General features: G+C 70.8%; 15 protein-coding genes. 11 read left to right on the top strand and 4 right to left on the bottom strand.

The window, feature by feature from the left end; genetic code table 11:
* Positions 1 to 73 precede the first annotated feature (73 nt).
* The 6 genes from V2J18_RS00800 (at position 74) to V2J18_RS00825 (ending at position 4567) form a co-directional block, all read left to right on the top strand.
* On the top strand, positions 74 to 1078 hold the full coding sequence (locus V2J18_RS00800) for a DUF4350 domain-containing protein (protein WP_336130610.1): 1005 nt from the start codon (positions 74 to 76) through the stop codon (positions 1076 to 1078).
* A 132-nt stretch (positions 1079 to 1210) separates the two neighbouring features.
* On the top strand, positions 1211 to 2098 hold the full coding sequence (locus tag V2J18_RS00805) for a lipid-binding SYLF domain-containing protein (RefSeq protein ID WP_075575116.1): 888 nt from the start codon (positions 1211 to 1213) through the stop codon (positions 2096 to 2098).
* A gap of 213 nt (positions 2099 to 2311) precedes the next feature.
* Positions 2312 to 2536 (top strand): Sec-independent protein translocase subunit TatA, encoded by a 225-nt coding sequence (tatA, locus tag V2J18_RS00810; protein ID WP_336130611.1) that lies wholly within the window; start codon positions 2312 to 2314, stop codon positions 2534 to 2536.
* 42 nt (positions 2537 to 2578) lie between these two features.
* On the top strand, positions 2579 to 3106 hold the full coding sequence (tatB, locus tag V2J18_RS00815; RefSeq protein WP_064747997.1) for a Sec-independent protein translocase protein TatB: 528 nt from the start codon (positions 2579 to 2581) through the stop codon (positions 3104 to 3106).
* Complete coding sequence (tatC, locus tag V2J18_RS00820) at positions 3093 to 3884, top strand: twin-arginine translocase subunit TatC (RefSeq protein WP_064747996.1); 792 nt, start codon at positions 3093 to 3095, stop codon at positions 3882 to 3884. Before tatB ends, tatC begins: the two co-directional genes overlap by 14 nt.
* Positions 3881 to 4567: an RDD family protein gene (locus tag V2J18_RS00825; RefSeq protein WP_064747995.1), complete on the top strand. Its 687-nt coding sequence runs from the start codon at positions 3881 to 3883 to the stop codon at positions 4565 to 4567. Before tatC ends, V2J18_RS00825 begins: the two co-directional genes overlap by 4 nt.
* A 149-nt stretch (positions 4568 to 4716) precedes the next feature.
* On the opposite strand, the gene V2J18_RS00830 is transcribed toward V2J18_RS00825, so the two are convergent.
* Together V2J18_RS00830 and V2J18_RS00835 are read right to left on the bottom strand one after the other, a co-directional pair.
* Positions 4717 to 5646 (bottom strand): BPSS1780 family membrane protein, encoded by a 930-nt coding sequence (locus tag V2J18_RS00830; RefSeq protein WP_336130612.1) that lies wholly within the window; start codon positions 5644 to 5646, stop codon positions 4717 to 4719.
* Between the two features lie 79 nt (positions 5647 to 5725).
* Positions 5726 to 6451: a glutamine amidotransferase gene (locus V2J18_RS00835; RefSeq protein WP_075575115.1), complete on the bottom strand. Its 726-nt coding sequence runs from the start codon at positions 6449 to 6451 to the stop codon at positions 5726 to 5728.
* A gap of 149 nt (positions 6452 to 6600) precedes the next feature.
* Between V2J18_RS00835 and glyQ the strand changes: the two genes are divergently transcribed.
* From glyQ to V2J18_RS00860, 5 genes are all read left to right on the top strand, one after another.
* Positions 6601 to 7557, top strand: coding sequence for a glycine--tRNA ligase subunit alpha (glyQ, locus tag V2J18_RS00840; RefSeq protein WP_064747993.1), 957 nt, complete (start codon positions 6601 to 6603; stop codon positions 7555 to 7557).
* Positions 7558 to 7681: 124 nt separating this feature from the next.
* Positions 7682 to 9850 carry a glycine--tRNA ligase subunit beta gene (gene glyS / locus V2J18_RS00845; protein WP_336130613.1) on the top strand — a complete coding sequence of 723 codons (2169 nt, stop codon included), beginning with the start codon at positions 7682 to 7684 and terminating at the stop codon, positions 9848 to 9850.
* Between the two features lie 258 nt (positions 9851 to 10108).
* Positions 10109 to 12007, top strand: a complete 1899-nt coding sequence (locus tag V2J18_RS00850; RefSeq protein ID WP_336130614.1) for an autotransporter assembly complex protein TamA — start codon at positions 10109 to 10111, stop codon at positions 12005 to 12007.
* Positions 12008 to 12035: 28 nt separating this feature from the next.
* Entirely contained in the window at positions 12036 to 15914 is a 3879-nt protein-coding gene (locus V2J18_RS00855; protein ID WP_336130615.1) for a translocation/assembly module TamB domain-containing protein, read from the top strand.
* A gap of 84 nt (positions 15915 to 15998) precedes the next feature.
* A complete protein-coding gene (locus V2J18_RS00860) occupies positions 15999 to 16541 on the top strand; it encodes a DinB family protein (RefSeq protein WP_336130616.1) in 543 nt (180 codons plus the stop codon).
* A 12-nt stretch (positions 16542 to 16553) separates the two neighbouring features.
* On the opposite strand, the gene V2J18_RS00865 is transcribed toward V2J18_RS00860, so the two are convergent.
* Positions 16554 to 19373 (bottom strand): serine/threonine-protein kinase, encoded by a 2820-nt coding sequence (locus V2J18_RS00865; RefSeq protein ID WP_336130617.1) that lies wholly within the window; start codon positions 19371 to 19373, stop codon positions 16554 to 16556.
* Between the two features lie 117 nt (positions 19374 to 19490).
* Positions 19491 to 20063 carry an ECF-type sigma factor gene (locus tag V2J18_RS00870; RefSeq protein ID WP_064747984.1) on the bottom strand — a complete coding sequence of 191 codons (573 nt, stop codon included), beginning with the start codon at positions 20061 to 20063 and terminating at the stop codon, positions 19491 to 19493.
* Positions 20064 to 20164 lie beyond the last annotated feature (101 nt).

Raw genomic sequence — 20164 nt, forward strand, 5'->3', positions numbered from 1 at the left:
AGTGCCCGCCACGCGTTCGTCGTCTTCGCCGGCCCGGCCCTGTCCGACGGTTGCGCCCCCGGCTGGAGCCCGCATGAATCTTTTTCGTTCCCGCCCGATCCGTTTTTTCGCGTCCTGGTTCGCGGCCGCAGTGTCGTTGGCGCCGCCGGCCGCCGCGCAGCAGGTGTCCGACCGCGACTACCGGCCGCCGATCGCGCGACCGGCCTATGCCGCCGGCGCCGGTCCGCGCCTGTGCCTGGACGAGGGGCATCACAATTTCCATACCCTGGACGGCCGTTACTGGAGCTTCGGCGAGCTGTTGCGCCGCGACGGCTACGCGTTGCAGCCGCTGCGTGCGCGGCTGAGCGCGGCGTCGCTGCGGGATTGCTCGATCCTGGTGATCGCCAACGCCCAGCCCGGCGACGCGGACTGGAGCGACTACCCCACGCCGACGCCGTCGGCGTTCGATGCCGGCGAGGTGCGCGCGGTGCGGCGCTGGGTCGAACGCGGCGGGCGCTTGTGGCTGATCGCCGACCACATGCCGCTGGCCGGCGCCGCGGCGAGCCTGGCGCGTGCGTTCGGGGTCGAGTTCCTCGACGGCTTCGCCAGGCCCGGCTTCGATGCCGATCCGCAGCGGCGCGCGGCGCTGTTCCAGCGCCCGACCGTGTTCCGGCGCGGCGACGGCAGCCTGGCCGCGCATGCGGTAACGCGCGGCGGCGCCCCCGGCGAGGCGGTCGAGCAAGTGCGCAGCTTCACCGGCCAGGCCTTTCGCCTGCCGCCGCAGGCCGAACCGGTGTTGACCCTGCCGCCGGGCTACGTGTCGTTGCAGCCGGCCAAAGCCTGGCGATTCGACGCCGACACGCCGCGGGTCGAGGTCGGCGGCTGGTCGCAGGGCGCCGTGCTGCGGCTGGGCCGCGGCCGCGCTGCGTTCTTCGGCGAGGCTGCGATGTTCAGCGCGCAGCGGCAAGGCGCGCAAGGCAAGCCGATGGGCATGAACGCGCCGGGTGCGGAGCGCAATTACCAGCTCGCGCTCAACATCGCGCACTGGCTGTCGGGGCGGCTGGATGCGCCGCCTGCGGCCGGCGGCGCAGTTCCGTAGCGATTCATCGCCGCGCCGCTAGCCTCAGGCCGATGCCGGAGGCGGCGTCCTTGCTTACCATGGGCGCCGCACGCCGTTTTCTTTCTTTCGTACGTTTCGTACGCCCCGCCGGAGTCCGCCATGTCCCGTTCGCTGCCCCGCGCCCTCAGCCTGAGCCTCGCCCTGAGCCTGGGGCTCGCCGCCACCTCCGCCGTGGCCGGCGAGACCGAGGACCAGCGCGCCCGCGATGCGGTGCGTGTGCTCGCCGACATCCAGCAGATTCCCGAGTCCTCGATTCCCGACAAGCTGTTCGACGAGGCCCGCGCGATAGTGGTGGTGCCCGACACGCTGAAGATCGGCCTGGTGGTCGGCGGCCGCCGCGGCCATGGCCTGGTCTCGGTCAAGAACCCCGACGGCACCTGGTCCAACCCCAGCTTCGTCAAGCTCACCGGCGGCAGCGTCGGCTTCCAGGCCGGCGTGCAGTCCTCCGACATCGTATTGGTGTTCCGCGGCGCGCGCGGCCTGGATTCGATCGTCAACGGCAAGGTCACCCTGGGCGCCGACGCCAGCGTCGCCGCCGGCCCCGTCGGGCGCACCGCCGCCGCCGCCACCGACGGCCAGCTCAAGGCCGAGATCTGGTCGTGGTCGCGCGCGCGCGGCCTGTTCGCCGGCATCGCCCTCGACGGCGCCGCGCTGTCGATCGACGACGACGCCAACCAGGCGGTGTACGGCGAAGGCAGCACGCCGCGGATGATCTTCGAAGGCCGCGCGGCCGGGCAGCCCTCGACCGCGGTGGTGGACTTCCGCGACCGCCTGGAGGAGGCCAGCGCCACCGCGCGCGCCAATCGCAGCGCCGAGGATCAGCGGCCGGCGTTGGGCGCCACGGTCTACCCCGAATCCGGCGCGGCGCCGGTCGCGCCGCGCGCACCGGCGCGCGAGCGCCTGGCCCCGGCCCAGCCGGCGCAGCCCGCCGAGCCGGGCCAGCCGCAGCCGTTCGAAACCGTGCCGGCCAATCCGGCCAAGGTCGAACCGCTGCCCTGAACCGCGCCGCGGGCGTGACTGACGGCCTATTGCAACGAAAACCCCGCAATTGCGCGCTGCGCGCGGTCTGTGCTGTCGCCGAGGTTGCGGTATCCTCGGACTCCCGGGTCGTGCGCAGCGATCGCCCGGCCGCGGGGCGTTCGCCGGCCCGCCGGTTTCAGGGCCAGGCCGCCGCCGTTCCGGTTCATCTACAGGTTCCTACAGGACACCGCCATGGGCAGCATGAGTTGGATTCACTGGGTCGTCGTCCTGCTGATCGTCGTTCTCGTGTTCGGCACCAAACGCCTGGGCAACATCGGCAAAGACGTCGGCGAAGCCGTCAAGGGCTTCAAGAAGGGCATGCAGGACGACGACAAGCCGTCCGCGCAGCTCGGCGACGAAAGCCGCCGCAACGACAGCAACGCCGCCTCGCGCAACGACGAGCACACCCCGCGCTGACGCCGCGGCGCCGACGCTTCCGCCCCCGCCCGGCTTTACCGCATGTTCGACATAGGCTTCTCTGAAGTCTTCGTGATCGCGATCGTCGCTTTGATCGTGCTCGGACCCGAGCGCCTGCCCAAGGCAGCGCGCTTCGCCGGCCTGTGGGTGCGGCGCGCGCGCGCGCAGTGGTACTCGGTCAAGTCCGAGCTCGAGAACGAGCTCGCCGACGAAGAGCTCAAGCGCAGCCTGCGCCAGGCCCAGTCCGACCTGCGCGACGCCCAGGCCCAGCTGCGCGACAGCGGCCAGGCGATGCGCAACGAGGTCGACGAGCTCAACCGCCGCATCGCCGCGCCGGCCGGTGCCGGCGCGACGCAAGCGCCGGCGGCCGAAGTTCCGCCGGACGATGCCGCGCCCGCCAGCGCGCCGCCGGAGCCGGCGCGCGACGATGCGGCGAACGTCGCCGCCGGCGACACGCCGTTGCCGACCCACGACGCATCGTCGTCGTTCGATCACGGCCACGCCGGCGCGGCCTTGCCCGACTACCGCCCCCGCAGCCCGAGCACGACTTCCGACGATGAGCGACGCTGATCTTCCGCCGCACGGCGACGCCGGCGACGCGACGGCCGAGCCGCGTCTGCTCGACCATCTGATCGAACTGCGCGCGCGCCTGCTGCGCGGCGTGGTCGGCCTGATCGTGGTGTTCCTCGGCCTGTTGCCGTTCGCCAACAAGCTCTACCACTACCTGGCCACGCCGCTGCTGGCCAAGCTGCCCGCCGGCAGCCAGCTGATCGCGGTCGAGGTCGCTTCGCCGTTCTCGGCGCCGATCAAGCTGGCCTTCTTCGCCGCGCTGATGATCTCGATGCCATGGCTGCTGTACCAGGCCTGGGCCTTCGTCGCGCCCGGGCTGTACAAGCGCGAGAAGCGCCTGGCCCTGCCGCTGCTGGTGTCGGCGCTGTCGCTGTTCTACATCGGCTGCGCGTTCGCGTTCTTCCTGGTGCTGCCGTCGGTGTTCGGCTTCCTGGTCAAGGTCACCCCGAGCGGGGTGGCGATGATGACCGACATCAACGCCTACCTGGATTTCGTCCTGATCCTGTTCCTGGCCTTCGGCATCAGCTTCGAAGTGCCGGTGGCGCTGGTGATCCTGTCCCTGCTCGGCTGGGTGACCCCGGCCCAGCTCAAGGAAGGGCGCGGTTACGCGGTGGTCGGTATCTTCATCATCGCCGCGGTGATCACCCCGCCCGACGTGGTCTCGCAGCTGATGCTGGCGATTCCGATGTGCGTGCTCTACGAACTCGGGATCATCGCCTCCAGGTGGGTCGCCTCCGACCGCGACCGCAGCGAAGCCGGCGACGCGCCCGGTTCATGACCGCGCCGGCCGGATTCTGGCCGCGCTATGCGGCCTGGTCGCTGGATGCGGCCGTCGTCGCCGCGGCGACGACGGTGCTGGGCGCGCCGTTATGGAGCGGATATTGCGAGGCGATGCGCCGCGGCTGGGCCGCGATCGGCCGCCGCACGGCGCAGATCATGGCCGACTCGGCGTTGGCCGATCTGAATTTCGCCGGCTTTTTTCGCCGTCTGTTGGCCGATCCGGCGCTGCACGCCGCCCTCGGCGAGGTCGGCGTCGCCTTCGGCGCCCTGCTGCTGGGCTGGCTGCTGGCCTATGCCGCGCTCGGCGCGGTCTACGAGGTGGCCTGCGTCGCCGGCCCGTGGCGGGCCACGCCGGGCAAGCGCGCGCTGGGCCTGCGCGTGGCCGCCGCCGACGGCGGCCGGCTCGGCGCCGGCCGCGCGGCCTTGCGCTACCTCGGCGGTGCGTTGTCCTGGCTGACCCTCAACATCGGCCATCTGGTCGCGGTGGCCAAGCCCGAGCAGCGCGCCCTGCACGACCGCCTGGCCGGGGCGCGGGTCGACTGCATCGACGCGCGCGGCATGCCGGCCTGGGCCTGGGCCTGGATCGGCCTGCAGCTTTTGGCCGCGCTGGCGGCCACGGCGTGGCTGAGCCTGGCGTTGCAGGCGGCGCTGGAGGCCGCGCTGGATCCGGGCATGCTGTGATTCGGGATTCGGGATTGGCAAGAGCGGCGATGCCGCCGTTGTAGGAGCGGCGTGAGCCGCGACCGCGACTTCGCGATTACGACGCGACCGGCCGCAGCGCGTCGCGGCTCACGCCGCTCCTACAGAAGCGGCGCCACGGCAGCCTGTCGTCAGGCCTCGAACTGGCCCGGGCGTGGCGTCGATGCGGCCGCGGCGGCGGCATCGGCTTCGTGGCCGAACACATCGCGCCAGGCGAAATAGCAGGTACCGCACAGCACCACCAGCACGGTCGCGCCGTAGGCGATCAACAGCACCATCGCCAGCAGCGAGCCGACCGCGGGGTGCAGCAGCGAACCGATCTGGGTCGCGACCATCGCCACCAGGGCGACGATCAGGCCGGAGATCATCACCGCGGCCATGAACAGCATCGCCGCCAGCAGGTAGGCGCCCAGGTTCCACAGCGAGGCGCCCAGGCTGCGCTTGACCGCCTCCGACAGGCCCAGGCCGGAGAACATGATCAGCGGCACCGCGATCAGCAGAATCGCGTTGGTGAAGTAGTTCGACAGCAGCTGCACCAGCATCATCAGGCCCGGATGCTCGGGCTCCGGCGGCGTCGCCACCCGGCCGCTGAGCGCATCGCGCAGCATTTCCAGATACTGCGACCAGTAGTCCTGGCCGGCCAGCCACACCACCAGCGCGCCGCTGATCAGGGTCAGCGCGATCTGGATCAGGCCCACGCCGGCCAGCGCCGACAGCTTGTGCTGGCGCAGCGGCGCGAACAGGTCGCGGGCGCGGGTCGGGCGCCCGGCCTCGGCTTCGCGGATCACGTGCATCAGCCCGGCCAACAGCACCGGCAGGGCCAGCACCAGCAGCACGAACATCGGAATCAGCGCGGTCGCTATCCCGCTCATGTCCGGGTCGGCGCTGCCGGCCAGGCTGCGCGCCGGCGTCGCCAGCAGCACCGCGAGCAGGTACAGCACGGCCATGAACAGCACCGCGGCGCCGAAGATCGCACGCGGGTTGCGAGCGCCCAGGTTGACCGCGCGCAGCAGCCATTGCACGCCGTGGCTCAGCGGCACCTTGCGTATCGGTTGGGTCATCGGTTCGGTCCCGGGGCGGGGCCCCTCGGTTGGAGCGCGCCCCGGCCGGGGCGCGCGATAAGGCGGAGAACACGGCGGCTCAGCGTCCGTGCAGGGCGCGGGCGTGGCCGACGAAGCGGCGCAGCACGCGCCGCGCATGCGGGGTCGCGCTCACCGCGCCGGCGATCGACTTCGGGCAATGGCCCTCGGTGCGCAGCGCGTCCTGTCGCGCACGTACGTAGCCGCGCATGTGGGTGGCGCTGAACTCGGGGTGGAACTGCACCCCCCAGGCGCGCTCGCCCCAGCGGAACGCATGGCAGGCATCGTGCGCCGAGCGCGCCAGCACGGTCGCGCCCTCGGGCGCGCGCAGCACGGTCTGCAGGTGGGTGGCCTGGGCCGGAAACTGCGCCGGCAGGCCGCCGAACAGCGGGTCTTCGCCGGCGCTGGGGTGCAGCTCCAGCGCGATCGTGCCCATCTCGCGCCCGCCCGGGTGATCGCCGACCTCGCCGCCGAGCGCGTGCGCCAGCAATTGGTGGCCGTAGCAGATGCCGAACAGCGGCAGGCGCGCGTGCGCGGCCTCGCGCAGCCACTGCGCGCTGCGTTCGCTCCACTCGGCGCGGTCGGTGACCATCGCGCCGGAGCCGGTGACGATCGCCCCGGCGAACCCTTCGCGGCTGGGCAGCGGCTCGCCGTGCTCGACATTGACCACGACGGCCTCGTCGCGGCTCAGGCCGGCGGCGACGCGGATCCAGTGCGGAAAGCCGCGATGGCGGCGCATGGAGGCGACCGGCTGGCCGGTCTCGAGGATCAGGAAGGGCGGATTCACGATCGGGCGGCGAGTGGGGGAGGCGCTGCGAAAACCGGGCCGGACCGTCGATCTGCGAGCCCGTCCAAAGCCCGGTATTGACAGGCTCGCGGGCCCGCCCGGCGGGGCTCGCCGTATACTAACCCGCTTTGCTGCACTGCGATGAGACCATGGACGCCAGCGACGCACCGACCCCGGTTCAGGGCCAGGACCCGACCCCCCAAGGCCTGACGTTCCAGGCCATGATCCAGCGCCTGAACGCCTATTGGGCCGAACAGGGCTGCGTGCTGATCCAGCCGCTGGACCTGGAAGTGGGCGCCGGCACCTTCCACCCGGCGACCTTCCTGCGCGCGCTGGGCCCGGAGCCGTGGAACGCCGCCTACGTCCAGCCCAGCCGCCGCCCGACCGACGGCCGCTACGGCGAGAACCCGAACCGCCTGCAGCGCTACTACCAGTACCAGGTGGCGATGAAGCCCAGCCCCGACAACATCGTCGAGCTGTACTTCGACTCGCTCAAGGCGCTCGGCGTCGACCCGCGCGTGCACGACCTGCGCCTGGTCGAGGACAACTGGGAATCGCCGACCCTCGGCGCCTGGGGCCTGGGCTGGGAGGTCTGGCTCAACGGCATGGAAGTCACCCAGTTCACCTATTTCCAGCAGGCCGGCGGCCTGGAGTGCAAGCCGGTGCTCGGCGAGATCACCTACGGCCTCGAGCGTCTGTGCATGTACCTGCAGAACGTCGACAACGTCTACGATCTGGTTTGGACCTACGGCCCGGACGGCACCCCGGTGACCTACGGCGACGTCTACCACCAGAACGAAGTCGAGCAGAGCGCGTACAACTTCGAGCACGCCGACGTGGCCGAGCTGTTCCACCGCTTCGACGCCTGCGAGAAGGAAGCCGCGAAGCTGATCGAGCTCGGCCTGCCGCTGCCGGCCTACGACCAGGTGTGCAAGGCCAGCCACAGCTTCAACCTGCTCGACGCGCGCCGCGCGATCAGCGTGACCGAGCGCCAGCGCTACATCCTGCGCGTGCGCAAGATCGCCCAGGGCGTGGCCGAGGCCTATTACGCGCAGCGCGAGAAGCTCGGTTTCCCGGGCCTCAAGCAGCCCAAGGCCGCTGCCTGACCCGATTCGCCCCTCTCCCGCCCGCGGGAGAGGGCCGGGGTGAAGGCGCCCCGACTCCGCACGCAACACCCCACATTTCCGGCGCCGTCCGCAGGACGCGCAGCGACAGCGCAAAGGCCACCGCATGAGCACGACCCAACCTCTCCTGATCGAACTCGGCACCGAGGAATTGCCGGTCAAGGCCCTGCCGGGCCTGGCCCAGGCCTTCTTCGACGGCGTCCTCGACGGCCTGCACAAGCGCGGCATCGGTTTCGAGCGCGACGGCGCCAAGCCGCTGTACACCCCGCGCCGCCTCGCTGTGCGGCTGAACGCGGTGCAGACGCAGCAGCCGGAGCAGAAGAGCGAAGTGCTCGGCCCCTATCTCAACATCGCCCTCGACGGCGACGGCCAGCCGACCAAGGCGCTGCAGGGCTTCGCCGCCAAGGCCGGGATCGACTGGACCGCGCTGGAGCGCACCAGCGACGCCAAGGGCGAGCGCTTCGTCCACCGCGCGGTCAAGCCCGGCGCCGACACCGCCAGCTTGCTGCCGGAGATCGTGCGCGAGGCGCTGGCGGCGATGCCGATTCCCAAGCCGATGCGCTGGGGCGACCACGACTATGGTTTCGCCCGCCCGGCGCACTGGCTGGTGCTGCTGTTCGGCAAGGACGTGGTGCCGGCGCAGGTGCTGGGCATCGCCAGCGACCGCATGAGCCGCGGCCATCGCTTCATGCACGACAAGCCGGTGTGGTTCAGCGCGCCGGAGGACTATGTCGAATCGCTGCGCAGCGCGCAGGTGCTGGTCGATCCGGACGAGCGCCGCGAGCGCATCGTGCGCGAAGTCGAACAGGCCGCGCGCGGCGCCGGCGGCGTCGCCCGCATCGACGAAGGCATCCTGGAAGAGGTCAACGGCCTGACCGAATGGCCGGTGGCGATCGCCTGCGGCTTCGAGCGCGAATTCCTGCGCGTGCCGCAGGAGGCGTTGATCGCGACCATGGAAGCCAACCAGAAATTCTTCCCGGTGCTCGACGGCGAAGGCCACCTGACCGAGCGCTTCATCGGCGTCGCCAACATCGTCAGCCGCGACGAGAACGAAGTGCGCAAGGGCTACGAGCGGGTGATCCGGCCGCGCTTCGCCGACGCCAAGTTCTTCTACGACGAAGACCTCAAGCAGGGGCTGGCGTCGATGGGCGAGGGCCTGAAGACGGTCAAGTACCAGGACAAGCTGGGCAGCGTGGCCGACAAGGTCGCGCGCGTCGCCGCGCTGGCCGAAGCGATCGCGCCGGCGGCCGGCGTCGACCCCGCACTGGCCAAGCGCGCCGCGTTGCTGTCGAAGAACGACCTGCAGTCGCGCATGGTCAACGAATTCCCGGAGTTGCAGGGCATCGCCGGCCGCTACTACGCCCTGGCCGCGGACGAGAGCGCCGAAGTCGCCGCCGCGATCGACGAGGCCTACATGCCGCGCTTCGCCGGCGACGCGATCGCGCCGTCGAAGCTGGGCCAGGTGGTGGCCATCGCCGAGCGTCTGGACACCCTGGCCGGCGGCTTCGCCGCGGGCCTGAAGCCGACCGGCAACAAGGACCCCTTCTCGCTGCGCCGCAACGCCCTCGGCCTGGCGCGGACGATCATCGAATCGCAGTTGTCGGTTTCGCTGGACGCACTGTTCGCCAAGGCCAGCGCCGCGGTGGTGCCGGTGGTGCATGCCTACCTGGAAAGCATCGAGTCGCCGAAGAAGCGCAAAGACGAAGAGGCGCGCGTGCATCCGTTCCTGCCTGCGGCCGACGGCGGCAACGGCGTCGAGTTCGCGATCGATCTCAACGACTTCACCCGCGAGCGGCTGCGCAGTTACTACGCCGACGTGGGCGTGACCCATCCGCAATTCGAATCCGTCCTCGAACGCGGGTCCTCGGACCTGTTCGATTTCGATCGCCGGGTCCAGGCCATCGTCGAATTCGCCAAACTCCCCGAGGCCGAAGCCCTGGCCGCCGCCAACAAGCGCAGCCGCAACATCCTCAAGAAGATCGAAGGCGCGTTGCCGGAGGCCATCGACGCGGCGCTGTTCGCCGAGCCGGCCGAGCGCGAGCTGGCCGAAGCGGTTGACGCGGCGGCGGCGGACACCGATGCGCTGCTGGCCCAGCGCGACTACGTCGCCGTGCTCGGCCGCCTGGCCCGGCTGCGGCCGCAGGTCGACGCCTTCTTCGACCAGGTGATGGTCAACGTCGATGACGCGGCCGTGCGCAACAACCGCCTGGCCCTGCTCAAGCGCCTGTCCGACCGCCTCGGCAGCGTCGCCGCGATCGAACATCTGTCGATCTGAGCCGCGCCGCTCCCGGGCAGGAGCGGCGTCCCACGGGATTTCCTGCGGTCGCCAGCCGCGACCGCGCTGCGAGCGATCGCGGCGCGGTCTGCGGGCGTGGGCGCGTTCGCATCGACCGTCACATCTGGCACAGATGCGGCGTTCGTTTCGATAAAGCGCGTGGGCCTCACGTGCCCTTAACGCGGACGCAGGCCGCAGGCTTCAAACTGCCCGGAAAAATCCTCAGGCAATACAAGCCGTTGCCGGTTAATCTGACGCATGCCCCCGACCCCCCGCCTGTTACTCGCCGCCGCCCTGTGTTTCGCATCCGTCGGCGCGGCGCAGGCGGCGAAGGTGGAAAAGGTCGACATCCGCGGCCTCGACGAGGCCATGACCCAGAACGTGCGCGTGTCGTTGTCGCTGGTCGACGCGATCGGCAAGACCGTGTCGGGGCGTCGCCTGGGCTATCTGTTGCGTGAGGCCGAGGACGAGGCGCGCGAGGCGCTGGAGCCGTTCGGCTACTACTCCCCGACCATCACCGTGGAAGACTCGCGCGGCAATCGCCGGCGCAGCGAGTCGCAGGCCGGCGACGCAGAAACCGAGCGCGAGGCGGTCGCAGCCGATGCCGCGGCGGCGCCGGAGCCGGCCGCGGAGCGGGCCCCGTCCAGCGCGCCGGTATCGGTGGTGATCACCGTCGACAAGGGCGAGCCGGTCAAGGTGCGCCGCTCCGACGTCGCGATCCTCGGCGCCGGCAGCGACGACCGCTATCTCAATCAGGATCTGGCCGCGTTCCGTCCCGGCCCCGACCAGGTCTTCAATCACGAGCTGTACGAGGCCAGCAAGACCAAGATCAGCCGCCGCCTGGCCGAACGCGGCTATTTCGATGCGGATTTCTCGTCGCGCCGGGTCGAGGTGACCCGGGCCCAGAACGCCGCGGATATCGATCTGGTCTGGACCAGCGGCCCGCGCTACGACATGGGCCCGATCAGCTTCGAGCAGACGCCCAAGCGGATCATCCGCGACAGCCTGCTGCAGCGCCTGGTGTACTGGGAACAGGGCAGCTACTACCACCAAGGCAAGCTCGACCGCTTCCGCGAATCGCTGGCGCGGTTGGATTACTTCTCCAGCATCGACATCGAACCGCAGCCGGACGCGGCGGTCGACGGCCAGGTCCCGGTCAAGGTCACCCTGACCCCGGCCAAGCGCAGCATCTACACCGCCGGCCTGAGCTACGGCACCGACAGCGGCGCCGGCGTGCGCCTGGGCCTGGAGCGGCGCTACCTCAACGATCGCGGCCACAAGGCCCTGGCCCAGGTCGACTACGCGCAGCGGCGCAAGACCGCGACCCTGCAGTACCGCATCCCCGCCTTCGCCTGGGTCGACGGTTGGTACACCTTCAGCCTGCAGGGTTCGGACGAGCAGACCGACTACATCGACACGCGCCGGATCGAACTGGTCGCCAGCCGCAGCGGCAAGATCAACCAGCACTGGACCGCGACCGCCTCGGTGCACGGCCTGCGCGAGCGCTGGGCCTACGCCGACGAGGACGACGACGATCCGACCACGCCGGTCGATTACCGCACCGCGACCTTCCTGTATCCCTCGCTGCGCGCCGAATACATCGACGCCGACGACCGCCTGTACCCGCGCAACGGCATCGGCGCCACCGGCATGATCCGCGGCGGCCTGCAGGGCGCGGGTTCGGACGCCAACTTCATCCAGGCCCACGTCACCGCGCGCTGGTACAAGGGCCTGGGCGAACGCAGCCGGCTGATCGCGCGCGGCGAACTCGGCCATACCTTCACCAACGAACTGGTCGACCTGCCGCCGAGCCTGCGCTTCTACGCCGGCGGCGACCGCAGCATCCGCGGCTACGAATGGCGCGAGGTCGGCCCGCGCATTCCGCCCGGGCCGGACCGCAAAGCCTTCGCGCTCGGCGCTAAGAACGTGATCACCGGCAGCGTCGAGTACGAGCAGTACTTCAACGACAGCTGGGGCGGCGCGGTGTTCGTCGACAGCGGCAGCGCCTTCGACGACACGCCCGACCTGCGCACCGGCGTCGGCATCGGCGTGCGCTGGCGCTCGCCGGTCGGCCCGCTGCGCATCGACATCGCGCGCGGCCTCGACGATCCGGATTCGAACTTCCAGATCTACCTCAACATCGGCGCCGAGTTCTGACCCGGACCCAAGGACGTATCCGCAGCCCATGAGCGAGACGGCGAAAACCCCGGAGCAACTGCTGATCGAGCGGCGCCAGCGCCGTCGCGCGGCGGCCAAGCGCTGGGCCTGGCGCAGCAGTTTCATCGCGGCGACGCTGACCTTGCTGTTCGCGTTCGCGGTGTATTGGCTGATCGCCACCATCGCCGGCCGCGACCTGCTGCTGCGCCAGATCGTGGCCCGCCTGCCGGCCGATTCCAGCTTCACCTGGCGCAGCGCCGAAGGCCCGATGTCGGGGCCGCTGACCCTGCGCGACGTGCGCTTCAGCTACCACGGCACGGTGTTTACCGCCGAACGCATCTACGTCGATCCGGCGCTGCGCCCGTTGCTCGGCCGCAAGCTGCGCCTGGACGCGCTGCAGGTCGAGCAGGCGACGCTGGACCTGGCCAAGAGCGACGAGCCGTTCGAACTGCCGCGTTGGCCGGAGGTCTTGCCGCAGATCGAGCCGCCGCTGGCCGTGCAGGCCGACGACGTGCGCATCGACGGCTTCAAGCTCAGCCAGGAAGGCAAGCCGCTGGTCGACGTGCGTCGCCTGCGCGCCGGTCTCGATGCGCAGGCCGGCCGGCTGCACGTGGAGAAACTCGAGGCCGATACCGACCGCGGACGTTTCACCCTGCATGGGCAATACGAGCCCTACGACGACTTCAAGACCGACCTGGTCGCGACCGCGGTGTTGCCGGCGGGCTTCGGCCGGACGCCGCCGCGGCTGGGCCTGGTCGCACGCGGCGATCTGTCGCGCATGGACGTGGCCCTGGCCGGCGCCGCGCCGGGACCGCTGCGCGCGACCCTGACCCTGCGCGGCAAAGACGATCCGCGATGGCAATTGCGCGCGCGCAGCGACGCGCTCGACATCGGCCTGCTGACCTCGCCCGGCGACGCCCCCGGCGACGCGCCGATGGCGTTGCGCTTCGAGGCCGAAGGCGTCGGCGGCAACGCCGACCTGCGCGGCGAGTTCCGTCAGGGCGAGCTGGCGATCGACGTGCTGCCGTCCAAGGTGTCGCTGAAGGACCAGGTGCTGGACGTGCAGCCGCTGGCGCTGCGCCTGTTCGACGGCACCGCGACCTTGCGCGGCCACGCCGACTTCCGCGACGCCGACAACGGCCAATTCAAGTTCGCGGTCAATGCCCGCGGCCTGACCTGGGGCGGCACCGCGGCGCCGACCACCCTGGCCACGGTCGGCAAGCCCGCCAAGGCGGTCGCCGCGCCGGCGACGCCGGCGGTGACCTTGGAAACCGCCGATCTCGGCTTCGCCGGCACGGTCAAGGCCTGGGCCGCGATCGGCACCGCCAAGCTGGTGCGCGACAAGCAGGCGGCGACGGTCGAGTTCGACGGCCGCGGCGACGACCAGCGCATGACCCTGAAGTCGCTCAAGGCCAGGATGCCGACCGGCCGCCTCGACGCCAGCGGCGACGTGGCCTGGGCGCCGTCGCTGCGCTGGGATGCCAAGGCGACCCTGTCCGGCTTCGACCCGGGCTATTTCGCGCCGGAGTTCAAGGGCGCGGTCGACGGCCAACTGGCCAGCACCGGCACCACCCGCACCGACGGCGGCCTGGAGATCCAGGCCAGCGCCGAACGCCTCGGCGGCCGTCTGCGCGATCGCCCGCTCGGCGGCCGCGGCCGGTTCGCCATGCACGGCGCGGCCAGCGGCAAGACCGGCGACGCCTACGACGGCGACGTCGCCCTCACCCTCGGCGGCAGTCGCATCGACGCCAAGGGCAAGTACGCCCAGGCCATCGATGTCGACGCCACGCTGGCGCCGTTGCAGTTGAACGATCTATTGCCGGGCGCCGCCGGCAGCCTGACCGGCACGCTCAAGCTCAAGGGCGCGGCCGATGCGCCGGACATCGACGCCGACCTCAGCGGCAGCGGGCTGAAGTACGGCGATTACCGCGCCGCCAGCGTCAGCGCCAAGGGCCGCCTGCCCTGGCGCGGCCGCGGCGGCGAACTGATCGTGCGCGCCAGCGACCTCGACGCCGGCCTGGCCTTGTCGTCGTTGAACCTCGACGCGCGCGGCGCGATCGAGGCCTTGCAGCTGCAGGCGCAGGCCAGCAGCGAGGTCGCCGCGCTCGAACTGACCGGCCATGCCGACAAGCGCGGCGCGACCTGGCAGGGCGCCCTGGCTTCGCTGCAACTGACCCCGAGCAAGGGCGCGTCCTGGCGCCTGCAGCAGCCGGCGCAGTTCCGCTGGGACGGCCGCAACGGCGCGCTCAGCAACGCTTGCCTGGCTTCGAGCAGCGGCGGTTCGCTGTGCGCGAGCGCGGATTGGCCGCGGCGCGGCGTGGACCTCAAGGGGCAAGGCCTACCCCTGCTGTTGGCCCAACCCTATTTGCCCGAGCGCAGCGACAAGCGGCCGTGGCTGCTGCGCGGCGAGATCGCCGTCGACGGCAGCCTGCGTCCGCTCGGCAACGGCTGGCGCGGTCAGTTCGATGTGAGTTCCGCCGGCGGCGGGCTCAAGTTCAGCGAGCGCTCGCGGCGCGAATTGCTGCGCTACAACCAGCTCGCGCTCAAGGCCGAATTCGATCCGCAGCGGCTGCGCGCCGAACTCAAGGCCGGTTTCAACGACGACGGCCGCATCGAGGCCGACGTCGCCACCGGCTGGGACGCCTACGCGCCGCTGTCGGGCGCGATCGCGGTCGATACCGACGAGCTGACCTGGATCGAATTGCTCTCGCCCGACATCGTCGAGCCCAAGGGCAAGCTGGAAGGGCGCATCAGCCTGGCCGGCACGCGCTCGCAACCGCTGCTGGGCGGCCAGGCGCGGCTGTCGCAGTTCAGCACCGAAGTGCCGTCGCTGGCGATCGTGCTGCAGGACGGCGACGTGCGCCTGGACGCGCAGCCCGACGGCAGCGCGCGCATCGCCGGCAGCGTGCGGTCCGGCGAAGGCACGCTCAACGTCGACGGCACCCTCGGCTGGCAGGGCGAGGACACGCCGCTGGTGCTCAATCTGCGCGGCACCAACGTGCTGGCCTCCGACACCCGCGACCTGCGCGCGGTGGCCAATCCGGAGTTGACCGTGCGCTACGCGGCGAAGCAACCGCTCAGCGTCACCGGCAAGGTGACGATTCCGTCGGCGCGGATCGACCTGGAGCGCCTCGATCAGGGCGTGTCGGTGTCCGAGGACGTGGTCGTGCTCGACCCGGTCGATCCGGAGGACACCGGCAGTTCGCCGCTGGACCTGGACCTGACCTTGGCGGTCGGCGACGACGTCAAACTCAACGGCTTCGGCCTGGAAGGCAAGCTCGGCGGCCAGATGCGGGTACGCTCGCGCCCCGGCCGCGAGATGACCGCCAGCGGCGCGCTCAACGTCGAAGGCCGCTACACCGCCTACGGCCAGAAGCTGCAGATCACCCGCGGCAACCTGGTCTGGAACAACGGCCCGGTGTCGGACCCGATCCTCGACATCCGCGCCGAACGCGAAGTCGGCGCGGTCACCGCCGGCGTCGACATCAGCGGCCGGGTCAGCTCGCCGCAGGTCTCCGTCTGGTCCGATCCGGCCAGCTCGCAATCCGAAGCGCTGGCCTATCTCGCCCTCGGCCGTCCGCTGTCCTCGGTCACCGGCGACGAGAGCAAGCAGCTCAACGCCGCCAGCGCCGCGCTCTCGGCCGGCGGCGGCCTGCTGGCCTCGCAGCTCGGCGCCAAGATCGGCCTCGACGACGCCGGCGTGATGGAAAGCCGCGCCCTGGGCGGCTCGGTGCTCGGCGTCGGCAAGTACCTGTCGCCGCGGCTGTATGTCGGCTACGGCGTGTCCCTGCTCGGGACCGGCCAGGTGCTGACCCTGAAGTACCTGCTGCGCAAGGGCTTCGACATCGAGATCGAGTCGAGCACGTTGGAGAACCGGGCGTCGATCAACTGGCGCAAGGAAAAATAGGCCGGTGACGGGCGCGGCTTGCGTCGACCCTGCCGGCACGAGCACGGGCACGGGCGCCGGCTCGAATGTCGGGAGGCGGCTGCGATGAGTCTGCGCGAATACGCCGTGTCGATGGCCGGCTACAACCGCTGGATGAACCAAAAGGTCTACCAAGCGAGTTCACGCCTGCCGCACGAGTCGCTGGCCGAAGATCGCGGCGCGTTCTTCGGTTCGATCCTGGGCACGCTCAATCACCTGATGGCCGCCGATCTGATCTGGCTGCATCGTTTCGCGAGCCATCCGGCCCGCTTCGCGGCCTTGGAGCCGGTTCGCGGCATGCCGCGTCCGACCGCCATCGACCGGATCCTGCACGATCGGCTGGCGCCGCTCCAGGCGCAGCGGTGCGAACTCGACCGCGTCATCGAGGCATGGGCGGCGGGCTTGCGCGACGAGGATATGGAGCGGGTGTTGAGCTACGCCAACACGAAGGGCGTCGTTTCGCACCGGCGTTTCGACGGTCTGGTGATGCATTTCTTCAATCATCAGACTCATCACCGCGGCCAGGTCGCGACCTTGTTGACTCAAGCCGGCGAGGACGTCGGCGTTACCGATCTGCTGGCGTTGCTGCCGACGCAGGCGCCGGAGTGATGCCGGTCGGGTTCAGTCCGCGCACTGCGCACGCAGCCGCTCCACATTGCGTTTGATCTCGCTGCCGTCGGTCCGCGCGTCCGCGATCGTCCGTAGCAACCCGTCCAGTTTCGCCCGCGCCTCGCCGCGCTGCGCGCCCTGGCAGCGCACCTGCGCCGCGTACGCCTGTGCGCGCCAGCCCAACTCGCGCAGGGTTTCGTCGGTGATCGGCAGTTCGGCCAGCGAGTCGAGGTGGATCAGGGCGGCGGCGTCGCCGGCGTCGGCCTGGGCGCGGGCGAGTTCGATCTCGGCGCGGCGAGTGTGCGGGTCGCGGTCGCCGTAGTGGCGGCGGGTCAGGTCGACCGCGCGTTGCAGGCGGGCGCGGCCGGATTCGCCTTCGCCCAGGGCCAGTTCGACTTCGCCCAGCAGGCCGTCGGTGTCGCCGACCTGGCCGTGGGTTTCGCCGAACAGCACCACGCGCAGTTCGCGCACCTGCAGCAACAGCGCACGCGCCTCGACCGGACGGCCGCTGTCGAACAGCACCTGGGCGTGGTCGAACAGGACCGTGGCGAGGCGGGCGCGGTCGCCTTGTTTGCGGGCGATGCTGGCGGCGCGTTCGAGTTCGCCCAGCGCCCGCTCTTCGTCGCCGCGCTCCCAGGCCACGCGCGCCAGTTGGCGATGGACCTCGGCCAGTTCGAGGTGGTCCGGCCCCAGGCGCACCACCAACAGGTTGCGGATCTGCTCCAGCTCGCCCTGGGCCTGGGCGTAGCGGCCCTGGGCCACGTGCAGCGCGGCGAGTTGGCGGCGCACGTCCAGGGTCGAAGGATGCTGGGCGCCGTTGACGTCCAGGGCGATATCCAGGGCTTCGCGCGCGTCGCGTTCGGCCGCGTCGAGCTGGCCGAGCTCGCTGCGCAGCATGGCCAGGTTGCGGCCGATCTCGACTTGCAGCGGATGGCGGTCGCCGACCGCCTGCTGCAGGCGGCGGCGCGCCTGCTCGAAGCCGAGCAGGGCCTCGCGGCTGCGCTGCGCGTCGGCCTGCAGGCCGGCCAGGTCGATCAGGTTTTCGACTTCGGCGACCTCGTTGTTTTCCAATTGCTCGCGGCGCAGCGCCAGCGAGCGTTCGAACAGTTGGCGCGCGCCCTGGCGCTCGCCGTTGGCGCGGCGGCAACGACCGAGTTCGGAGTAGAACTCGCTGACCTGCGACGGCAGCTGCGCCTGTTGGCTGCGCGCCGCGTCCAGCGACGGCTGCATCAGTGCGGCGCAGTCGCGCGGCAGCCCGAGCAGGCGCAACACCTTGCCGCGTTGGGTCAGCGATTCGATGCGCAGGCTTTCGGGAATGTCGTCGGTGCTGCCGATGATCGCGGCCTGGCGGTCGAGCAGGGCGCGCGCTTCGTTGTAGTCGCCCAGGCCGGTGCGCATGCGCGCGACCACGCCGAACAGCTCGGCGCGCGCGCGCGGTTGGCGGGCCAGCTCGCGGGTGCCGCGCGCGACCGAGGCGTCGAGCAGGCCGCGCAGGTCCAGGGCTTCGCCTTCCGGCGTGCCGCGCGCGCTTTCGAACAGGCCGACCATGAAGTCCTGCATCGCCTGCGCGCGGCTGGCTTCGCCCAAGGCCTCGCGCGCCTGCCAGGCGACGATGCCGAGCGCGGCGGCCAGCACCACGGTCACCAGGGAGGCGGTGGCCAGGGCCCAGCGATGGCGGGCGACGTATTTGTTGAAGCGGTAGCGCAGGCTCTGCGCGCGCGCCAGCACCGGCCGTCCGGACTCGAAGCGCTGCAGATCCAGCGACAGCGCCTCGACCGAGGGATAGCGCTGCTCGGGCCGCTTGGACAGGGTCTTGAGGACGATGTTGTCGAGATCGCCGGCGAGCTGGCGGCCGAGCCGGCGCAGCGCGCCGGGATCGACGTCGGTGGTGTCGACGTGGCGCATCACCGCCTGCGAGGGCCGCAGCGGATCGGCGGCGAGGATCGCCTCTTCCCATTCGGCCGCGGTCTGGCGCTTGAGCCGGTAAGGCTTGGCGTCGGTCAGCAGCTCGTACAGCACCACGCCCAATGAGTACACGTCGGTCATGGTGGTGACCGGCTCGCCGCGCACCTGCTCGGGCGCCGCGTAGTGCAGGGTGAAGGCGCGCGCGCCGGTGCGGGTCTGTTCCGGCAGCGGCACGTCGCTGCTGTCGAGCAGCTTGGCGATGCCGAAGTCGAGCAGGCGCACGTCGCCGGCCGGCGTGACCAGGATGTTGGACGGCTTGAGGTCGCGGTGGACGATCAGGTTGGCGTGGGCGTGGCTGACCGCGTCGCAGATCTGCTGGAACATGCGCAGGCGCTTGTCGAGCGGGGTGCGCTGGTTGCGGCAGTAGTCGGTGATCGGCTCGCCTTCGACGTATTCCAGCGCCAGATAGGGCAGGCCGTCGCGGGTCACGCCGGCGTCGAGCAGACGGGCGATGTGCGGGTGGGCGAGGCGCGCCAGGATCTGCCGCTCGCGGGTGAAGCGGCTGCGCAGGTTGGTGTCGGCCAGGCCCGGGCGCAGCAGTTTCAGCGCGACCCGGCGCTGGTACAGGCCGTCGGCGCGCGAGGCCAGCCAGACCTGGCCCATGCCGCCTTCGCCGAGCAGACTTTCCAGGCGGTAGCTGCCGACTTCGGTGCCCGGGCGCATGGCGCCGGTGTGCTGGGTCGGCACCAGCGGTTCGGACAGGAAATCCTGATGATCGTCTTCGAGCGCGATCAGCTCGCTCAGTTCTGCGGCGAGGCCGGGATCGTCGGCGCGCAATTCCGCCAGCCGTTCCGCGCGCGCAGCCGGCTCCAGCTCGAGCAGGGCATCGAGCAAGGGAGACAGGCGTTGCCAGCGTTCGGCATCCATGCGGCGGTCAGCCGGCGGTCCTGCGGCGGTCTACGGCGTTGGAGCTCATGGCGTTACCCATACTGAGCGAGCGCGTCGCGCGGCACCAGGGCCGGGGCGCAGCGCAACGGCATCCGATCAGCGGTTGGGCTCGTCCTGCAGCGAAGCCAGCAGGAACAGGCGCGCTTTCTGCCAGTCGCGGCGGATGCTGCGTTCGGAGCGCTGCAACAGGGCGGCGATCTCCAGCTCCGACAGGCCGGCGAAGTAGCGCAGCTCGACCACCTGGGCCAGGCGCTGGTCGACTGCGGCGAGTTTGGTCAGGGCGGTGTCCAGGCCCAGCGTGTCTTCGTCCAGGCGCAGGCCGCCTTCGACGTCGTCGGGCAGTTCGGTGACCCGGTGCAGGTCGCCGCCGCGTTTCTGTGCCAGACGCTGGCGGGCGTAGTCGACCACCACGCTGCGCATCGCCGAGGCGGCGTAAGCGAAGAAGTGCGCGCGATCGTCGAATTGCGCTTCGCGCCGGCCGACCAGTTTCAGGTAGGCCTCGTGCACCAGCGCGGTGGCGTCCAGGGTCTGGCCGTGCTGGCCGGCGAGCTGGCGCCGGGCCATGGTATGCAGCTCTTGATAGAGGGTCGCCAGCACGCGATCGAGCGCACTGCGGTCGCCCTCGCGGGCCGCATCCAGCAGGATGGTGATGTCTGCGCTATCGGCCATATCGCCCCTCGACTGGGGCAAGACTATAGCGCGTTCAGTTTTACTTGGTAGCGACCGCCGGCACCCTGCGGGATCGACCCTCGATATGGCCGCTTTTGCCC

The organism is Lysobacter firmicutimachus (assembly GCF_037027445.1).
GTDB lineage: Bacteria > Pseudomonadota > Gammaproteobacteria > Xanthomonadales > Xanthomonadaceae > Lysobacter > Lysobacter firmicutimachus.

Coding starts and splice junctions, on each gene's coding strand:
- V2J18_RS00800 (WP_336130610.1), top strand. CDS start 74: ATGAATCTTTTTCGTTCCCGCCCGATCCGTTTTTTCGCGTCCTGGTTC.
- tatA (WP_336130611.1), top strand. CDS start 2,312: ATGGGCAGCATGAGTTGGATTCACTGGGTCGTCGTCCTGCTGATCGTC.
- tatB (WP_064747997.1), top strand. CDS start 2,579: ATGTTCGACATAGGCTTCTCTGAAGTCTTCGTGATCGCGATCGTCGCT.
- tatC (WP_064747996.1), top strand. CDS start 3,093: ATGAGCGACGCTGATCTTCCGCCGCACGGCGACGCCGGCGACGCGACG.
- V2J18_RS00825 (WP_064747995.1), top strand. CDS start 3,881: ATGACCGCGCCGGCCGGATTCTGGCCGCGCTATGCGGCCTGGTCGCTG.
- V2J18_RS00830 (WP_336130612.1), bottom strand. CDS start 5,646: ATGACCCAACCGATACGCAAGGTGCCGCTGAGCCACGGCGTGCAATGG.
- glyQ (WP_064747993.1), top strand. CDS start 6,601: ATGGACGCCAGCGACGCACCGACCCCGGTTCAGGGCCAGGACCCGACC.
- glyS (WP_336130613.1), top strand. CDS start 7,682: ATGAGCACGACCCAACCTCTCCTGATCGAACTCGGCACCGAGGAATTG.
- V2J18_RS00850 (WP_336130614.1), top strand. CDS start 10,109: ATGCCCCCGACCCCCCGCCTGTTACTCGCCGCCGCCCTGTGTTTCGCA.
- V2J18_RS00855 (WP_336130615.1), top strand. CDS start 12,036: ATGAGCGAGACGGCGAAAACCCCGGAGCAACTGCTGATCGAGCGGCGC.
- V2J18_RS00860 (WP_336130616.1), top strand. CDS start 15,999: ATGAGTCTGCGCGAATACGCCGTGTCGATGGCCGGCTACAACCGCTGG.
- V2J18_RS00865 (WP_336130617.1), bottom strand. CDS start 19,373: ATGGATGCCGAACGCTGGCAACGCCTGTCTCCCTTGCTCGATGCCCTG.
- V2J18_RS00870 (WP_064747984.1), bottom strand. CDS start 20,063: ATGGCCGATAGCGCAGACATCACCATCCTGCTGGATGCGGCCCGCGAG.